We start from the raw sequence: 15,185 nt of genomic DNA, 5'->3' as shown, positions 1-15,185 counted from the left end.
GGGGCCCGGGGCGTCAGGACAGCCAAGAAGCCGGCGTCAGGCCGCCGTTGGCTGCGCCAGCCACTCCTCGGCCAGCTTGACCCAGTAGGTGGCGCCCAGCGGGATCAGGTCGTCGTTGAAGTCGTAACTCGGGTTGTGCAGCGTGCAGGGCCCGCCGCCATGGCCCATCTCGCGGTGCGCGCCGTCGCCATTGGCGATGAAGCAGTAGGCACCGGGCTTGGCCTGCAGCATGAAGGCGAAGTCTTCCGCGCCCATGGTGGGCTCCTGCACCAGCACATTGGCCTCGCCCACGATGCCGGCCATCACCTTGCGCGCAAAGTCGGCCTCGGCCGGCGAGTTCACGGTGGGCGGGTAGTTGCGGTGGAAGTGGAATTCGCAGGTGGCGTCGTGCGCGGCGCAGGTGTGCTCGGCGACCTGCTTCATGCGCTTTTCGATCAGGTCCAGCACCTCGATGGAGAACGTGCGCACCGTGCCCTGCAGCTCGCAGCTGTCGGGCACCACGTTGGTGGCCTCGCCCGCGTGCACCATCGTCACCGAGATCACGCCCGCGTCCACGGGCTTCTTGTTGCGGCTGATGATGGTCTGGAAGGCCTGCACCATCTGACAGGCGATCGGCACCGGGTCGATGCCGTTGTGCGGCAGCGCCGCATGGCTGCCCTTGCCGCGGATGGTGATCTTGAACTCATTGCTGGACGCCATCACCGGGCCGGGGCTCACCGCGAACTGGCCCACGGGCATGCCAGGCCAGTTGTGCATGCCGTACACGGCCTGCATGGGGAACTGCTCGAACAGGCCGTCGGTGATCATCTCGCGCGCACCGCCGCCGCCCTCTTCGGCCGGCTGGAAGATCAGGTACACGGTGCCGTCGAAATTGCGGTGCCTGGCGAAATGCTGCGCCGCGGCCAGCAGCATGGCCACATGGCCGTCATGGCCGCAGGCGTGCATCTTGCCCTGGTGCTTGCTGGCGTGGGCAAAGGTGTTGAACTCCTGCATGGGCAGGGCGTCCATGTCGGCGCGCAGGCCGATGGCCCGTCCGCTGGCGCCGCCGTCGCGGCCCTTGACGATGCCGACCACGCCCGTGGTGCCCAGGCCCCGGTGGATGGGAATGCCCCATTCGGTGAGCTTTTGCGCCACCACATCGGCGGTGCGCACCTCTTCGAAGCACAGCTCGGGATGCGCGTGAATGTCCCGGCGCACGGCGGCAATACTGGCCGCCTGCGTGACGATGGAATCAATAACGTTCATGATATGTATCCTTACGATCTCACAGTCTAGCCCGCTGGCCTGCCCTGCGCCACCCGGGGTTTATTTGCACTGCAACATGAAGCTCTCGCCACACGCCCTCGAACTCGCGCAAACCCTGGTGCGCATGAACACCGTCAGCCACAACTCCAACCTGGAGCTGATCCATTTCATCCGCGACCACCTCGCCCGGCTGGGCGTGAAAAGCCGGCTGACCTTCAACGAGGACAAGACCAAGGCCAACCTGTTCGCCACCCTGGGCGAAGGCAAGCCGGCCGGCGTGATCCTTTCGGGCCACACGGACACCGTGCCGTGGGATGGGCAGGAATGGACGATGGACCCGCTGAGCGCGCGCGTCCTGGACGGCCCCGAGGGGCCGAGCCTGTATGGCCGGGGCAGCGCCGACATGAAGGCCTTCATCGGCATCGCCGTGTCGCAGGCCGAGCAGTTCCTCCACAGCAACGCGCCCTTCGCCGTGCACCTGGCCTTCAGCTATGAGGAAGAGATCGGCTGCTTCGGCGTCAAGGAACTGATCGCCGACCTGCGCGAAGCGAACATCAAGCCGCTGGCCTGCATCGTGGGCGAACCCACCAGCATGGTGCCCGCCATCGCCCACAAGGGCGTGTACCGCTACAAGTGCTGCGTGCGCGGCAAGGAGGCGCACTCGTCGCTCACGCCCCATTCGGTCAACGCCATCGAGATGGCGGCCCGCGTGGTCGGCCGCCTGCGCGACATGGGCGAGGGTTTCGAGCGCGAGGAGCCCCGCTTCGAGGGCTTCGACGTGCCGTTCTCGACCACCAGCGTGGGCCAGTTCCACGGCGGCATCGCCGACAACGTGGTGCCGCGCGATGCCGAGTTCCGCTATGAATTCCGCGACCTGCCCACGGCCAACGCCGCGCAGATGCAGTCCGAGGTGGTGGCGTATGCGAAATCTCTGGAGCCGCGCATGAAGCAGGTGGCGCCGGCGGCCGGCTTCTCGTTCGAAACCATCTGCGAGATCCCGAGCTTCCTGGGCAGCAAGGACGACCCGGTGACGCGCCTGGCGCAGACCCTGTCGGGCGAGAAGAGCACCACCCTCGTCGCCTTCGGCACCGAGGCCGGCCTGTTCAAGAACGCCGGCATCTCCACCGTGGTCTGCGGCCCCGGCAGCATCCGCCAGGCGCACCAGCCGGACGAGTATGTGAGCCTGGAACAGCTGGCGCGCTGCGAGGCGTTCATGCAGGGGCTGGCGCGCACCACCTCGATCGACTAGCCAAGTCCTGCAAAGCCTCTGGCCAACGCAATCCCCACGCGGGCTGCAACTGGCGCGCCCCAGACCAGTGCCACCGTGGAACTGGCTCCGCCAGGCCACGGGTGGCGTCCCCCTCTGGGGAAGACGCGAAGCGGCTCAGGGGGATGTCAAGTCCTCACGCGTCCGTCCCCCGTCAGCATCGACATCTCGACAAACTTCGACGCCGCGTGGCTGGTGGCGCTGAACGACACCGGAAACCCCGAGATCACCTGGTTGCCGATCGCCTCGGTGCCGGCGATGAAGCTCTCGCGCGTGAGCTTGCCGCCGCCTTGCGCCTGCCGCAGGCCCTCGGTGAAGATGCGGGCGGCCAGGTAGCCTTCCATGCTGGAATAGTTGGGCTGCACCTTGTCGCCCCCCTTCTTGATGGCCTCCAGGAACTCGCGCGTGATCTGGCGCGAGGGCTGGTAGGGCGAGGGCACGACCTGCGAGACCACCACGCCCGCGCCGTTCTTGCCCAGCTCATCGGCCAGGGCCTGCGTGCCCACGAAAGACACGTTGTAGAACGTGCCGCCGTACCCCGCCTTGCGCGCCGCGCGCACGAAGGCCGCGCTGCCCGCATAGGCGGCGATCTGCACCACGGCGTCGGGCTGGGCGGACACCAGCTTGTCCACGGCGGCCTTCACATCGGTGGAATTGCGCTCCACCGTGGCCGTGGCCACCGCCGCGAGCTTGAGCTCGGCCAGTGCCCGGTTCACGCCGTCGAGCCCGGCCTTGCCGTAGGCGTCGTTCTGGTAGAACACGGCGATCTTCTTGAGCCCGAGGTTGGTGAGCTGGCGCACGATGAGCGCGGTTTCGTCGTAGTAGGACGCGCGCACATGGAAGATGAGCCGGTTGAATGGCTGGCGCAGCGCCTCGGCCCCGGTGAAGGGGCCGAAGAACGGCACCTTCTCCCGGGTGAACAGGGGCAGCGCGGCCAGGCTGGTGGGGGTGCCGATGTAGCCGAACAGGGCGAACACCTCGTCGGCGATGAGTTTCCTGGTGTTTTCGGCGCAGCGGTCGGGCTCGTAGCCATCGTCCATGGTGCGGATCTCCACCATGCGCCGGCCCACGCCGCCCTGGGCATTGAGCTGGTCGAAAAAGAGCTTGGCCCCCAGGTTGAACTGCACGCCCAGCTGCGCCGCCGGGCCGGTGAAGGCAGCCGACTGGCCCAGCACGATGCGGCCTTCGCCCTGGGCACCCGCCCTCTGGAAGCCCCCCAGCGCGGCCGCACCCAGGCCGATGGAAAACTGTCTGCGCCCCAATGCCATTTGCTTCATGGTGAAATCCCTCTTCCTGTCAACACAACGAGGCTGACCCCTCGATGCTGCCGGTGAGCAGCCTGCTGGGGAAGCGATGCGCAATTTGATAGATGTTGGTTAGATATGCACGCCGTTTCCAACCCTCTGGCAGTTTAACGACCACCCCACATATGTCCACGCCTTCCGCCACCATTTCTCCGCCAGCTGTCCCCGTCCAGGTGCGTGGCGCCTGCCCGCACGATTGCCCCGACACCTGCGCCCTGATCACCACCGTGGACGACAACGGCGTGGCCACCCGCGTGCAGGGCAATCCCGACCACCGCCACACCGACGGCGCGCTGTGCGCCAAGGTGAGCAAGTACACCGAGCGCAGCTACCACCCCGAGCGCGTGCTCACTCCGCTCAAGCGCACGGGCCCCAAGGGCAGCGGCCAGTTCGCGCCTGTCAGCTGGGACGAGGCCCTGGACGACATCGCCCATCGCCTGCAGTCCATCGCCGCGCGCGACCCCGAGGCCGTGCTGCCCTACAGCTACGCCGGCACCATGGGCATGGTGCAGGGCGAGAGCATGGACCGCCGCTTCTTCCACAAGCTCGGTGCATCGCTGCTCGACCGCACCATCTGCGCATCCGCCGGGGCCGAAGCGCTGACGCAGACCCTGGGCGGCAAGGTGGGCATGAAAGTGGAGTTCTTCGCCGAATCGCAGCTCATCCTGATCTGGGGCAGCAACTCCATCGGCAGCAACCTGCATTTCTGGCGCTACGCGCAGCAGGCCAAGAGGAATGGCGCCCGGCTGGTGTGCATCGACCCGCGCAAGAGCGAGACAGCCGACAAATGCCACGAGCACATCGCCCTGCGCCCGGGCACCGATGCCGCGCTGGCCCTGGCGCTGATGCACGAGCTGATCGCCCACGACTGGCTGGACCACGACTACATCGCGCGCCACACGCTGGGCTGGGACCCGCTGCGCGAGCGCGCCCTGCAGTGGCCGCCCGAGCGCGCCGCCGAGATCTGCGGCATTCCGGTCGAGCAGATCCGCCAGCTGGCCCGGGACTACGGCACCACCAAGCCCGCCGCCATCCGCCTGAACTACGGCATGCAGCGCGTGCGCGGCGGCGGCAATGCCGTGCGCGCCGTGGCCTGCCTGCCCGCCCTCACCGGCGCCTGGCGCCACCGCGCGGGCGGCATGCTGCTGTCCAGCTCCGGCCAGTTCCCGGCGCAGCGCGCGGTGCTGCAGCGGCCCGACCTGATGCCCCAGGCGGCCTCAGGGCGCGTGCCCCGCACCATCAACATGACGACCATCGGCGACGACCTGCTGCGCGAGGCATCGCCCGCCTTCGGCCCGAAGGTCGAGGCCGTGGTGGTCTACAACAGCAACCCCGTGGCGGTGGCCCCGGACTCGGGCAAGGTGGTGCGCGGCTTTGCGCGCGAAGACCTGTTCACCGTGGTGCTGGAGCACTTCAAGACCGACACCGCCGACTACGCGGACTACATCCTGCCCGCCACCACGCAGCTCGAACACTGGGACGTGCACCTGTCCTACGGCCACACCGACGTGGTGCTCAACCGCCCCGCCATTAAGCCCTTGGGCGAGGCCCGCAGCAACGCGCAGATCTTCCGCGACCTGGCCGCGCGCATGGGCTTTGCCGAGCCCTGCTTTGCCGACACCGACGAGGCGCTGTGCCGCCAGGCGTTTGGGGATGCCGTGGACTACGCGCTGCTCGAATCCCAGGGCTTTGCCACCGTGGCCATCCCGGATGCACTGTTCGCCGAAGGCAACTTTCCGTCACCGTCGGGCAAGTGCGAGTTCTACAGCGCCCGCCTGGCCGCCCAGGGCCTGGACGGCCTGCCCGACCACCTGCCCAATTACGAGCTGCAGGGCACGGATGCCCGCTACCCGCTGGCGATGATCTCGCCGCCCGCGCGCAACTTTTTGAACTCCACCTTCGTGAACGTGACGAGCCTGCGCAACATCGAAGGCCGCCCGATCCTGGAGATCCACCCCGACGACGCCGAAGCCCGCGGCATAGCCAACGACGCCGTGGTGCGCGTGTTCAACGACCGTGGCAGCTACCAGTGCCACGCCACCGTCTCCCGCCGCGCACGGCCCGGCGTGGTCAACGGCCTGGGCATCTGGTGGCGCAAGCTGGGGCTTGACGGCACCAACGTGAACGAGGTCACCAGCCAGGCCCTCACGGACCTGGGCCGCGCGCCGACGTTTTATGACTGCTTGGTGGAGGTGGAGGCTGTGGAGGCAGCGGCAATAGCAGGCTGACCGCGCTCTGCCAGACACGCAGAATGCTCATGTTTTGATAGCTAATGGCGCTTATTGGACAGGCGCCAGTAGCTATTTTCACTAAAAACCACCTCTCACTGTGCCTGCATGGCATGGGTGCGGCCTGCGTCCCCCGCAGTCAACGCCAGAAAGTGATGCACCACGGGCCGCTCCGCTCCCTGGTGAAATCGCAGCGCCTCCGCCTGCAGGTCCGCGTCCGCCTTGGACACGCGGTGGTGCTGGCGCAGGTGCTCGGCCCAGGATTCGACCAGGAACCACTCGATCACGCGGCCCGGCTCGCCGGTGTGTTCGGCCACGCCCCAGGCATAGGCACCGTCGCGGCGGCGCTCGGCCGACAGGCGGTGCATGGCCTGCAGGAAGGCGGGCAGGTCGGGCTTGGCGATGCGGTATTCGATCTGCACCATCACCGGGCCCCGGTCGTGCGCCACGGGTTCGGCCAGCAGGGGCTCGGGCCAGTGGTTGGAGGGCTGCAGGTCGGCCTCGCCGGTGGGCAGCTTCACGCGGTGAAAGATGAGCGACGCCACCACCAGCCCGGCCGCGCCCAGCAGCAGCGTGACCGGCAAGCCGGCCTGCCCCGCGATGAGGCCCCAGCCCAGGCTGCCGGCGGCCATCGCGCCGTTGAAGACCATGAGGTAGATGGCCAGGCCGCGGCCGCGCACCCAGTTGGGCAGCACGGCCTGGGCCACGCCGTTGAGCGTGGTCAGCGCGATGATCCAGCCCAGGCCCAGCACCAGCATCAGCGCCACGGCGGCCCACTGGGGCGGAGCCACGGTCAGCACGCCCATGACGGCGGCGGTGAGCAGCGAGGCCAGCAGCACCAGGCCATCGGTGTCGAGCCATTTGCGCAAACGGGGCAGCAGCACGGCGCCCAGGATGGCGCCCGCGCCCACGGCGCCGAGCATCACGCCGTAAAAGCCTGCCGAGCCGCCCAGCATGCGGCGCGCCACCAGCGGAAGCAGCGCCCAGACGGAGCTGGCGAACAGGAAGAACACGGCCGCGCGCAGCAGCACCACGTGCAGATCGCGGCTGGCGCGGGCGTAGCGCACGCCGGCGCGGAAGGCGCCGAAGAACTGCTCGTTCAGGCCTGACGCCTCGGCCTTCGGGCGCTTCCACCACAGCAGCGCGGCGATCACGAACACATAGCTCAGCACGTCCAGGCCGTAGGCCATGGCCGCGCCGAAGCTGGCCAGCAGCAGGCCGCCCGCCGCCGGGCCGATGGCGCGTGCGATGTTGATGCCCAGCGAGTTGAGCGCCACGGCGCTCTTGAGCTCGCTGCGCGGCACCAGCTCGGGCACGATGGACTGCCAGGTGGGGCCCATGAGCGCAGCGCCGATGCCGCCCACGAAGGTCAGCGCCACCAGCCACTCCACCGTCAGCGTGTGGGTGTTGGCCAGGATGAGCAGCGTGCCGCTGACGGCCGCCAGCAGCACCTGCACGCCGATGAGGAAGCGGCGGCGGTCCAGGATGTCCGACAGCACGCCCGCAGGGATGGCAAGCAGAAAGACGGGCAGCGTGGCGGCCGTCTGGATCAGCGCGACCGCGGTGGGGCTGGACGAGAGCTCGGTCACCATCCAGGCGCTGGCGACGTCGCGCATGAAGCTGCCGATGTTGCCCAGTACGGTGGCGGCCCAGAGCACCGCGAAGACGGGGATGGCCAGGGGAGCGAAGCTGCCGGATGCCGCGGGCGCTGTGGAGCCCTTGGGCGCTGCAGCAGTGGGGGTATGGTGGTGGTGATGATCGTGTTGGTTATCCGGCATGGCGGCCTCCGAGGTCGTGCGAGGCGACGAGCAGCATGCCGCCCACCAGGCCCCAGTGTTCAAAGAATGCGTTGGCGCTGCGCTGCCGATCGGCGGGCGGCGCGACCCAAAAGCGGTCTGCCAGCAAGGCGGCCAGCACGGTGAAGCCCGCCAGGGCCAATGCCCCCAGCCAGCGGTACCAGCCCGACAGGATGAGCGCCGAGGCCGAAAGCTGCAGCACCAGCGTGGCAGCAGCGATGGGCGCGGCGGGCGCGAGGCCGAGCGAGCGCACTTCGGCCACGGCGCCGGCAAAGTCGCGGGCCTTGCCGATGCCGCCCTGCAGGTACGCGGCGCACAGGCACAGCAGCGCCAGCGTCTGCACCCAGGGCGCGGAGGCGGCGGTTTGCAATGCGTGCAACACCGTCACACCGCCCAGCAGGCGCAGCCGAGCGCACCCCAAAAGCCCTGCAAGTCGGACACCGGCAGCTTGCTGCTCCAGGCCGTGGCGTGGGCATGGCCGTGCAGGTTGCAGTTGCTGGCGCAACCGCAGTTCGCGGCCGCGTTGCGCAGCACGGCCTGCAGTGGCGCGCCGTCCGGCCCTCCCTGGGCGCCCCAGGCGCCGTAGCCGCCGAAGGTGCGCACGGGTGACCAGTCGGGCATGGCGGGCGGCGGGGCCGCGTCGTCGAAGCGCGCGAAGTCGCCCACTCCATAGACCACCTTGCCGCCCACCACGGTGAGCAGGGCCGTGGTGTCGGCGATGTCGGACTCGGGGCAGGCAAAGAAGTCGCGGTCGGGCACGACGAGGTCGGCCAGTTGGCCCGCCTCGATGCGGCCCTTCTTGCCGTGCTCGTTGCTGAACCAGGTGACGTTCTCGGTCCACATGCGCAGGGCCTGGTCGCGGGTGAGGCAGTTGCGCTGCGGCGTGAGCTGCAGGCCGCCCACCGTCTTGCCGGTGACGAGCCAGGACAGCGACACCCAGGGGTTGTAGCTGGCCACGCGGGTGGCGTCGGTGCCGGCGGACACGTGGACGCCCTTCTCCAGCATGCGCTTGACCGGGGGCGTGGCCTCTGCCGCCGCGGCGCCGTAGCGCCCCACGAAGTACTCGCCCTGGTAGGCCATGCGGTGCTGCACGGCCACGCCGCCGCCCAGGGCGGCGATGCGGTCGATGGACTTTTCCGAGATGGTCTCGGCGTGGTCGAAGAACCAGTTCAGGCCGGCCAGCGGCGTGTCCTGGTTGACCTTTTCGAACACGTTGAGCGCGCGCTCGATGGTCTCGTCATACGTGGCGTGCATGCGCCAGGGCCAGCGGTTCTGCGCGAGGATGCGCACCACCTCTTCCAGCTCGCCTTCCATGCCGGGCGCGAGCTCGGGCTGGGGCTGGCGGAAGTCCTCGAAGTCGGCGGCGGAGAACACGAGCATCTCGCCCGCGCCGTTGTGGCGAAAGTAGTCCGTGCCCTGCTTGTACTGCGAGGTGGCCGTCCAGTTCAGGAAGTCTTCCTTCTCGTGCTGGGGCTTTTGCGTGAACAGGTTGTAGGCCAGGCGGATGGTGAGCTGGTCGGCATCGGCCAGCTCCTGGATCACGTCGTAGTCATCCGGGTAGTTCTGCATGCCGCCGCCCGCGTCGATGGCGCCGGTCACGCCCAGGCGGTTGAGCTCGCGCATGAAGTGGCGCGTGGAGTTGACCTGGTAGTCGTGCGGCAGCTTGGGGCCCTTGGCCAGCGTGGCGTACAGGATGGCCGCATTGGGCTTGGCCAGCAGCAGGCCCGTGGGGTTGCCCGCGCTGTCGCGCACGATCTCGCCGCCGGGCGGCGCGGGCGTGTCCTTGCCGTAGCCCACGGCGCGCAGCGCGGCGCCGTTGAGCAGCGCGCGGTCGTACAAATGCAGGATGAACACGGGCGTATCGGGCGCCACGGCGTTCAGCTCGGCCAGCGTGGGCAGGCGCTTTTCCGCAAACTGGTGTTCGGTGAAGCCGCCCACCACGCGCACCCACTGCGGCGCGGGCGTCACCGCCACCTGGGCTTTGAGCATGGCCATGGCGTCGGCCAGGCTCTTCACCCCGTCCCACCGCAGCTCCATGTTGAAGTTGAGGCCGCCGCGGATGATGTGCAGGTGGTTGTCGATGAGCCCCGGCAGCACGCTGCGCCCGCCCAGGTCGATGACCCGCGTGCCCGCACCGGCCAGCGCCATCACCTCGCGGTCGTCACCCACCTTGGTGAAGCGCCCTTGCGCAATGGCGACCGCGCTGGCCGTGGGGTTGGCGCGGTCCAGCGTGGTGAAGCGGCCGTTGCGCAGGATGAGGTCGGGAGTGGTGGCAGGTTGGTTCATGTCTTGGGGCTCAGAGAATTTCAGCAATGGCAGAGCGCAAAAAGGGTGCAGTGGCCGTAGCGAGCGGCCCTGGCCTGCACCGAGGACCGCAGCCGTACAAGCGTACGGCGAGAACCGCAGGTGCGGGATCGGGTCGCGCAGTAGGCCAATGCACCCCTTTTTTAGGATTCTTGGGCGTTGAACATGGTCTTGGCGTAGGTGATGCCCAGGCCATAGCCCCCGCCGAACTTCTTGGCGATGCCCGTCGTCATGTCGTACGTCTCGCCCCGTGCCCAGTCGCGCTGCAGCTCCAGCAGGTACTGCAGCGCCGTAATGGGCCGCGCGCCGGCCTGCACCATGCGCTCCATGGCGCGGTTGTGCGCTTCCACGGAGATGTCGCCACTGGCGTCGGCGATCACATACACCTCGAAGCCCTGGTCCAGCGCCGACAGCGCCGGGCCCACGATGCACACGCTGGTCCACAGGCCGGCCAGCACGATGCGCGGCTTGCCGATGGCGTTGACCCGGGCGATCACGGCCTCGTCCTCCCAGGTGTTCATGGAGGTGCGGTCCAGCAGCGCCTGGCCGGGGAACGGTGCGGTCACTTCTTCGAACATGGGGCCGCTGAAGCTCTTCTCGGCCACCGTGGTGAGGATGGTGTCCACGCCAAACCCGGCGGCGGCGCTGGCCACCAGGCCGGCGTTGGAGCGCAGCGTGATCGCGTCGATGGAGTGCGTGGCAAAGGCCATCTGCGACTGGAAGTCGATCATGACCAGGGTGTGGTCGTCGGCGTTCAGCAGCGTGGCGCCGGGCTTGGCGTAGGCGACGGGGCGGGCGGTGGTGGTGCTGGCAGCCGTGGTGTTGGCGTGGGTCATGGTGAGCTCCCTGGAAATTGAAGATGAGGTGCGTCGAGAAGAAGAACAAACAAAAAAAACGGGTCAAGGCAATGCGGCGAGCCAGGGCGCAGGGGATGGGCGGCATCGCCCACCCGCCCGCTCCTCAGGGCGCCCCATCCGCTCAGTGCGGCATCGTGGGCAGCTCGTTGGGCCGCAGGTCGAACACCAGCACCTCGGCGCCTTCGCCGTTAGCGAAGCGCAGGGCCCCGGCGTCGCGGATGCGGGCGCCGTCGCCTTCGGACAGCCGCTCGCCGTTCACCTCCAGGCTGCCCCGGGCCACGTGCACATACACGTTGCGGCCCGGGCCCACGTCCAGATCGGCCGACTCATCGCTGCCGTCGAACAAGCCGGCATAGACCCGGGCGTCCTGGTGCACGGCCAGCGATCCGTCAGCCCCTTCGGGCGAGATGATCTGGCGCAGGCGGCCGCGCTTGTCGGCCTCGCTGAAGTGCACCTGCTGATAGCGGGGTGCGGCGCCGCGGGCACCGGGCACGATCCAGATCTGCAGGAAGTGCACGGGCTCAACGCCCGAGTGGTTGAACTCGCTGTGGCGCACGCCGGTGCCGGCGCTCATCATCTGCACGTCGCCGGGGCGGATGACCGAGCCGGTGCCCATGGAGTCCTTGTGCTCCAGCGCGCCTTCCAGCACGTACGAGAAGATTTCCATGTCGCGGTGCGGGTGGGTGCCGAAGCCCTTGCCGGGAGCCACGCGGTCGTCGTTGATGACCAGCAGGTCGGAAAAACCTTGCTGATTGGCGTCGTGGTAGTGGCCGAACGAGAAGGTGTGGCGCGAATGGAGCCAGCCGTGGTTGGCGTTGCCCCGGTGTTGGGCCTTGCGGATGTCGAGCATGGTGTGTTCCTTTCAATGTCTGTCGATGAATTTCACACTGGGCGCACGGTTTGAAATCTGCTGGATTTCATGGGGCATCAGTGCTGCGATGGATGAAGTATCCGGCGCATGGCAGGGCATCAGGTTGAAAGGTTTGGCGTTCAATCATCGATAATTTCGATGATCGAAATTCCGGGCCTGTTGCCATGCTGAAACTCTCCCTCGAAGCCATCGAACTGGTGGATGCGATTGCCCGCTACGGCTCGTTCGCGGGCGCCTCGGAGCGGCTGCACAAGGTGCCGTCCACCATCTCCTACGCCGTGGGCAAGCTCGAGGAGCAACTGGGCCTGGCCCTTTTCACGCGCAACGGGCCGCGCGTGGCGCTCACGCCCGCGGGGCACGAGCTTCTCAAGGAGGGCCGCTGGCTGCTGGCCTCGGCGCGGCAGCTCGAATCGCGCCTGCGGCAGATCGCCACCGGGTTCGAGTCCGAGCTGCGGCTGGTGCACGACTCGCTGATACCCACCAGTGCGTTCAACGACGACATCGCGGCCTTTGAGGGGCTGAACTGCGGCACGCGCCTGCGCATCGGCTGCGAGGCGCTGACGGGCACCTGGGAGGCGCTGCGCGACGGGCGCGCCGACATCATCGTGGCGGCGGGCGAAGGCCCCGCCGGCGGCGGCTACAAGGCCGTGGCGGTGGGCAGCCTGGACTTCGTGTTCTGCGTGACCGCGTCGCACCCGCTGGCGCGCCTGGGCCGGCCGCTCACGCGCAGCGACCTGCTGGAGCACACGGCCGTGGTGGTGGGCGACGGGGCGCGCACGCTGTCGGACCGCACGGTGGGCCTGCTATCAGGCCAGCGGCGCATCACCGTGCCGTCGATGCAGGCCAAGATCGCCTGCCAGGCCGCCGGGCTGGGCCACGGCTTCGTGCCGCGCGCCTGCGTGCGGGTGGAGCTGGAAAACGGCATCCTGGTGGAGGTGCCGGTGGACGAGCCCCGCGCCGATGAGACCTTCTGGCTGGCCTGGAAGCCCGAGCACCGGGGCGAGGCGCTCAAGTGGTGGTGCCAGCGGCTGGCGCGGCCGCTGCTGCCCGGAATCCTGCCGTATTGAGATGAAACACCCCCTGAGTCGCTTCGCGCCTTCCCCCTCTCTCTGCGCGCTGCGCGCTACGGGAGGGGGACGCTCCCAGCACTGCGGGGCGGCCCTTGTGCGGGAGCACTGGCTTGGGCAGCGCCTGTTTCAAGCATCGCGGGGAACGCGCAGCGCCATGGATAACAACTGAAGCGGCGCTACGTAGCGACTCCCGCCATAGACGATACTTGGCTTTGTCATATTGCTATTATATTTATAGCACAAAAGTATTAGCCAACAAGCGGTAGCGACCATTTTTAGCCAGAACGCCGCCGCCTACGTTCCTCGCTCATTTCAACTGCTGCGCGAAGAACTCCACCACCTGCGCCTCCAGCACCGCGTGGTAGGCCACGCGGTCGAAGCCCGCCGGGTTGGCGGCGGCGTCGCCCGCGTCGGACGGCAGGCTCTGGCTGGGCTGGGCCATGAAGGCGAAGTGGCCGGCACCCGGCACGGTGTCTGCCTGCGCGGTGGCCAGATTCGCCGCCACCAGCCCGCCGTGGTACTTGCCCGTCAGCACGGCATCCTGCTCGGCCACGCGCAGCAGCACCGGCACGGTCACGGCTTTCAGGCTCTCGGGGGTGAACACCACGGCCATGGGCGCCAGGGCCACGACGGCGCGGATGCGCGGGTCGGGCACGGAGACCTGCGCGCCGTCCGGCACCAGATTGGCGGGTGTTGCAGCGTTGGCAGCGGCCGGCTGCGGCGCCTTGGGGCCCTGGGCCAGGCCGCAGAAGCCGGGGTCGTCCAACACGCTGCGGCAGTGCCGGGCGGCGCGGGCGGGCTCGGCCTGCGCGCCGGCCAGCGCCAGCACGGTGTAGCCGCCGGCCGAGTGGCCCAGTGCGCCGATGCGGCCGGCCGGAATGCGGGGGCCCCACTCGGGGCTGGCCAGCAGCGCGTCGAGCACGCGGCTGACCTGGCGCGGGCGCTCGCCGAAGTAGCGGCCCGAGGTGATCATGGAGCGGTCCTGCCAGTTGTCGCCCGGGTGGCGAACGGCGGCCACCAGGTAGCCCTCCGCCGCCAGGCGGGTGGCCAGGTTGTGGTGCGCGAGTTCATTGCCGCCCGTGCCGTGCGACACCAGGATCAGCCCCTTGAGCGGCTCGGCCGACACGGGTGCGCCCAGGCCGACCACCGGGCGCCAGGGGCCCAGCTGCACCACGCCCGCGCTGCGCACGGTGGGGTAGAACAGTGCCACGTTCACCGGCTCGTCGCCTGGCACGACGAGGGTGCGCAGGCCGGCGTGCTGGGCCGATGCGGCGCCGGACAGCATGGTCAGCGCCACGAAGGCGGCGGCCATGAAGGGGCGGATATGCCGCGCGGCAAAGCGCAGGGCCAGGAGGAGGAGGATGGTCACAGTGCGCCTTTCGTCGGGTCTGCCAGAAGCCGCCACCGTGCGGAAGTGTGGTGGCGGCATGGCGGCACTGTAGGCGCGGCCCCCCCTGCACGGGGAGCGGCATGCGACGAAATGCCCGTGGGCGGCGCGAAACGGCGGGCGAAAGGCGCAGGCCGTGCAGCGGGCGTCTCGGTCAGGGCCGCAGCATCACGCCAGCGCCTGCAGCAGGGCCTGCGCCGCAGGCTCGGACGACGCGGGGTTCTGCCCAGTGATCAGCAGCCCGTCGGTGACCACGTGCGGCTTCCAGTCGGCCTGCTTGGTGTACAGCCCGCCGTGGGCCATGAGCATGTCTTCCACCAGGAAGGGCACCACATGCGTCAGGCCGGCGGCGGCTTCCTCGCTGTTGGTAAAACCCGTGACGTTCTTGCCGCGCACCAGGGGCGTGCCGTCGGGCGCCTTGGCATCGCGCAGCACGCCGGGGGCATGGCACACGGCCGCCAGGGGTTTGCCGGCGGCCAGCGTGGATTCGATGAGGGCGATGGAGCGCGCGTCCTGTGCCAGGTCCCACAGCGGGCCGTGGCCGCCGGGGTAGAACACCGCATCGAACTGGGCGGCATCCAGCTCGGACAGCTTCAAGGTGCTGGCCAGTTGCGCCTGGGCCGCTGCGTCGTCCTTGAAGCGGCGCGTGGCATCGGTCTGCGCATCGGGCGCGTCGCTCTTGGGGTCCAGCGGCGGCTGGCCACCCCGGGGGGACGCGAGGGTGACCGAGGCGCCCGCGTCCTGGAACACGTAGTACGGGGCGGCGAATTCTTCGAGCCAAAAGCCTGTCTTCTTGCCCGTGTCGCCCAATTGGTCGTGCGACGTGAGAACCATGAGGATGCGGGGCATAGGCGTC

General features: G+C 68.8%; 12 protein-coding genes. 3 read left to right on the top strand and 9 right to left on the bottom strand.

What is annotated here, in order from left to right; all coding sequences use genetic code 11:
• Window positions 1-36: 36 nt before the first annotated feature.
• Window positions 37-1,245 (bottom strand): M20 aminoacylase family protein, encoded by a 1,209-nt coding sequence (locus ACAM51_RS16720; RefSeq protein ID WP_218297278.1) that lies wholly within the window; start codon window positions 1,243-1,245, stop codon window positions 37-39.
• Window positions 1,246-1,321: 76 nt separating this feature from the next.
• On the opposite strand from ACAM51_RS16720, the gene argE reads away from it, so the two are divergent.
• Window positions 1,322-2,494 (top strand): acetylornithine deacetylase, encoded by a 1,173-nt coding sequence (argE, locus tag ACAM51_RS16715; protein WP_218297279.1) that lies wholly within the window; start codon window positions 1,322-1,324, stop codon window positions 2,492-2,494.
• A gap of 146 nt (window positions 2,495-2,640) precedes the next feature.
• Here the strand turns inward: argE and ACAM51_RS16710 are convergent, their stop codons facing one another.
• The gene (locus ACAM51_RS16710) at window positions 2,641-3,789 is read right to left on the bottom strand and encodes an ABC transporter substrate-binding protein (RefSeq protein WP_369641243.1); all 1,149 of its coding nucleotides are present in this window, start codon (window positions 3,787-3,789) and stop codon (window positions 2,641-2,643) included.
• Window positions 3,790-3,941: 152 nt separating this feature from the next.
• On the opposite strand from ACAM51_RS16710, the gene ACAM51_RS16705 reads away from it, so the two are divergent.
• Window positions 3,942-6,044 carry a molybdopterin-dependent oxidoreductase gene (locus tag ACAM51_RS16705; RefSeq protein WP_369641242.1) on the top strand — a complete coding sequence of 701 codons (2,103 nt, stop codon included), beginning with the start codon at window positions 3,942-3,944 and terminating at the stop codon, window positions 6,042-6,044.
• A 95-nt stretch (window positions 6,045-6,139) separates the two neighbouring features.
• On the opposite strand, the gene ACAM51_RS16700 is transcribed toward ACAM51_RS16705, so the two are convergent.
• The 5 genes from ACAM51_RS16700 to ACAM51_RS16680 all read right to left on the bottom strand — a co-directional run bounded on the left by ACAM51_RS16700 (window position 6,140) and on the right by ACAM51_RS16680 (window position 11,851).
• A complete protein-coding gene (locus tag ACAM51_RS16700) occupies window positions 6,140-7,822 on the bottom strand; it encodes an MFS transporter (protein ID WP_369641241.1) in 1,683 nt (560 codons plus the stop codon).
• Window positions 7,812-8,222: a DoxX family protein gene (locus tag ACAM51_RS16695; RefSeq protein WP_369643837.1), complete on the bottom strand. Its 411-nt coding sequence runs from the start codon at window positions 8,220-8,222 to the stop codon at window positions 7,812-7,814. The genes ACAM51_RS16700 and ACAM51_RS16695 overlap by 11 nt, the downstream gene beginning before the upstream one ends.
• A 2-nt stretch (window positions 8,223-8,224) precedes the next feature.
• Window positions 8,225-10,126 (bottom strand): amidohydrolase, encoded by a 1,902-nt coding sequence (locus tag ACAM51_RS16690; protein WP_369641240.1) that lies wholly within the window; start codon window positions 10,124-10,126, stop codon window positions 8,225-8,227.
• 161 nt (window positions 10,127-10,287) lie between these two features.
• A complete protein-coding gene (locus tag ACAM51_RS16685; RefSeq protein WP_369641239.1) occupies window positions 10,288-10,980 on the bottom strand; it encodes a hydrolase in 693 nt (230 codons plus the stop codon).
• Window positions 10,981-11,122: 142 nt separating this feature from the next.
• Entirely contained in the window at window positions 11,123-11,851 is a 729-nt protein-coding gene (locus ACAM51_RS16680) for a pirin family protein (RefSeq protein ID WP_369641238.1), read from the bottom strand.
• A 185-nt stretch (window positions 11,852-12,036) separates the two neighbouring features.
• On the opposite strand from ACAM51_RS16680, the gene ACAM51_RS16675 reads away from it, so the two are divergent.
• The gene (locus tag ACAM51_RS16675) at window positions 12,037-12,939 is read left to right on the top strand and encodes a LysR family transcriptional regulator (RefSeq protein ID WP_218341389.1); all 903 of its coding nucleotides are present in this window, start codon (window positions 12,037-12,039) and stop codon (window positions 12,937-12,939) included.
• A 310-nt stretch (window positions 12,940-13,249) separates the two neighbouring features.
• Here ACAM51_RS16675 and ACAM51_RS16670 read toward each other — a convergent pair whose 3' ends face one another.
• On the bottom strand, window positions 13,250-14,311 hold the full coding sequence (locus ACAM51_RS16670) for an alpha/beta hydrolase family protein (RefSeq protein ID WP_369641237.1): 1,062 nt from the start codon (window positions 14,309-14,311) through the stop codon (window positions 13,250-13,252).
• 186 nt (window positions 14,312-14,497) lie between these two features.
• On the bottom strand, window positions 14,498-15,178 hold the full coding sequence (locus ACAM51_RS16665; protein ID WP_369641236.1) for a type 1 glutamine amidotransferase domain-containing protein: 681 nt from the start codon (window positions 15,176-15,178) through the stop codon (window positions 14,498-14,500).
• Window positions 15,179-15,185: the final 7 nt, after the last annotated feature.

It is taken from the genome of Acidovorax sp. A79, from assembly GCF_041154505.1.
GTDB lineage: Bacteria > Pseudomonadota > Gammaproteobacteria > Burkholderiales > Burkholderiaceae_C > Acidovorax.
Note: the sequence above shows the minus strand (reverse complement) of the source record. Positions and strands in the feature narration are given on the sequence as shown.

What these genes read in the sequence shown, in the direction of transcription:
- ACAM51_RS16720 (WP_218297278.1), bottom strand. Translation starts at nt 1,245, where the DNA reads ATGAACGTTATTGATTCCATCGTCACGCAGGCGGCCAGTATTGCCGCC.
- argE (WP_218297279.1), top strand. Translation starts at nt 1,322, where the DNA reads ATGAAGCTCTCGCCACACGCCCTCGAACTCGCGCAAACCCTGGTGCGC.
- ACAM51_RS16710 (WP_369641243.1), bottom strand. Translation starts at nt 3,789, where the DNA reads ATGAAGCAAATGGCATTGGGGCGCAGACAGTTTTCCATCGGCCTGGGT.
- ACAM51_RS16705 (WP_369641242.1), top strand. Translation starts at nt 3,942, where the DNA reads ATGTCCACGCCTTCCGCCACCATTTCTCCGCCAGCTGTCCCCGTCCAG.
- ACAM51_RS16700 (WP_369641241.1), bottom strand. Translation starts at nt 7,822, where the DNA reads ATGCCGGATAACCAACACGATCATCACCACCACCATACCCCCACTGCT.
- ACAM51_RS16690 (WP_369641240.1), bottom strand. Translation starts at nt 10,126, where the DNA reads ATGAACCAACCTGCCACCACTCCCGACCTCATCCTGCGCAACGGCCGC.
- ACAM51_RS16685 (WP_369641239.1), bottom strand. Translation starts at nt 10,980, where the DNA reads ATGACCCACGCCAACACCACGGCTGCCAGCACCACCACCGCCCGCCCC.
- ACAM51_RS16680 (WP_369641238.1), bottom strand. Translation starts at nt 11,851, where the DNA reads ATGCTCGACATCCGCAAGGCCCAACACCGGGGCAACGCCAACCACGGC.
- ACAM51_RS16675 (WP_218341389.1), top strand. Translation starts at nt 12,037, where the DNA reads ATGCTGAAACTCTCCCTCGAAGCCATCGAACTGGTGGATGCGATTGCC.
- ACAM51_RS16665 (WP_369641236.1), bottom strand. Translation starts at nt 15,178, where the DNA reads ATGCCCCGCATCCTCATGGTTCTCACGTCGCACGACCAATTGGGCGAC.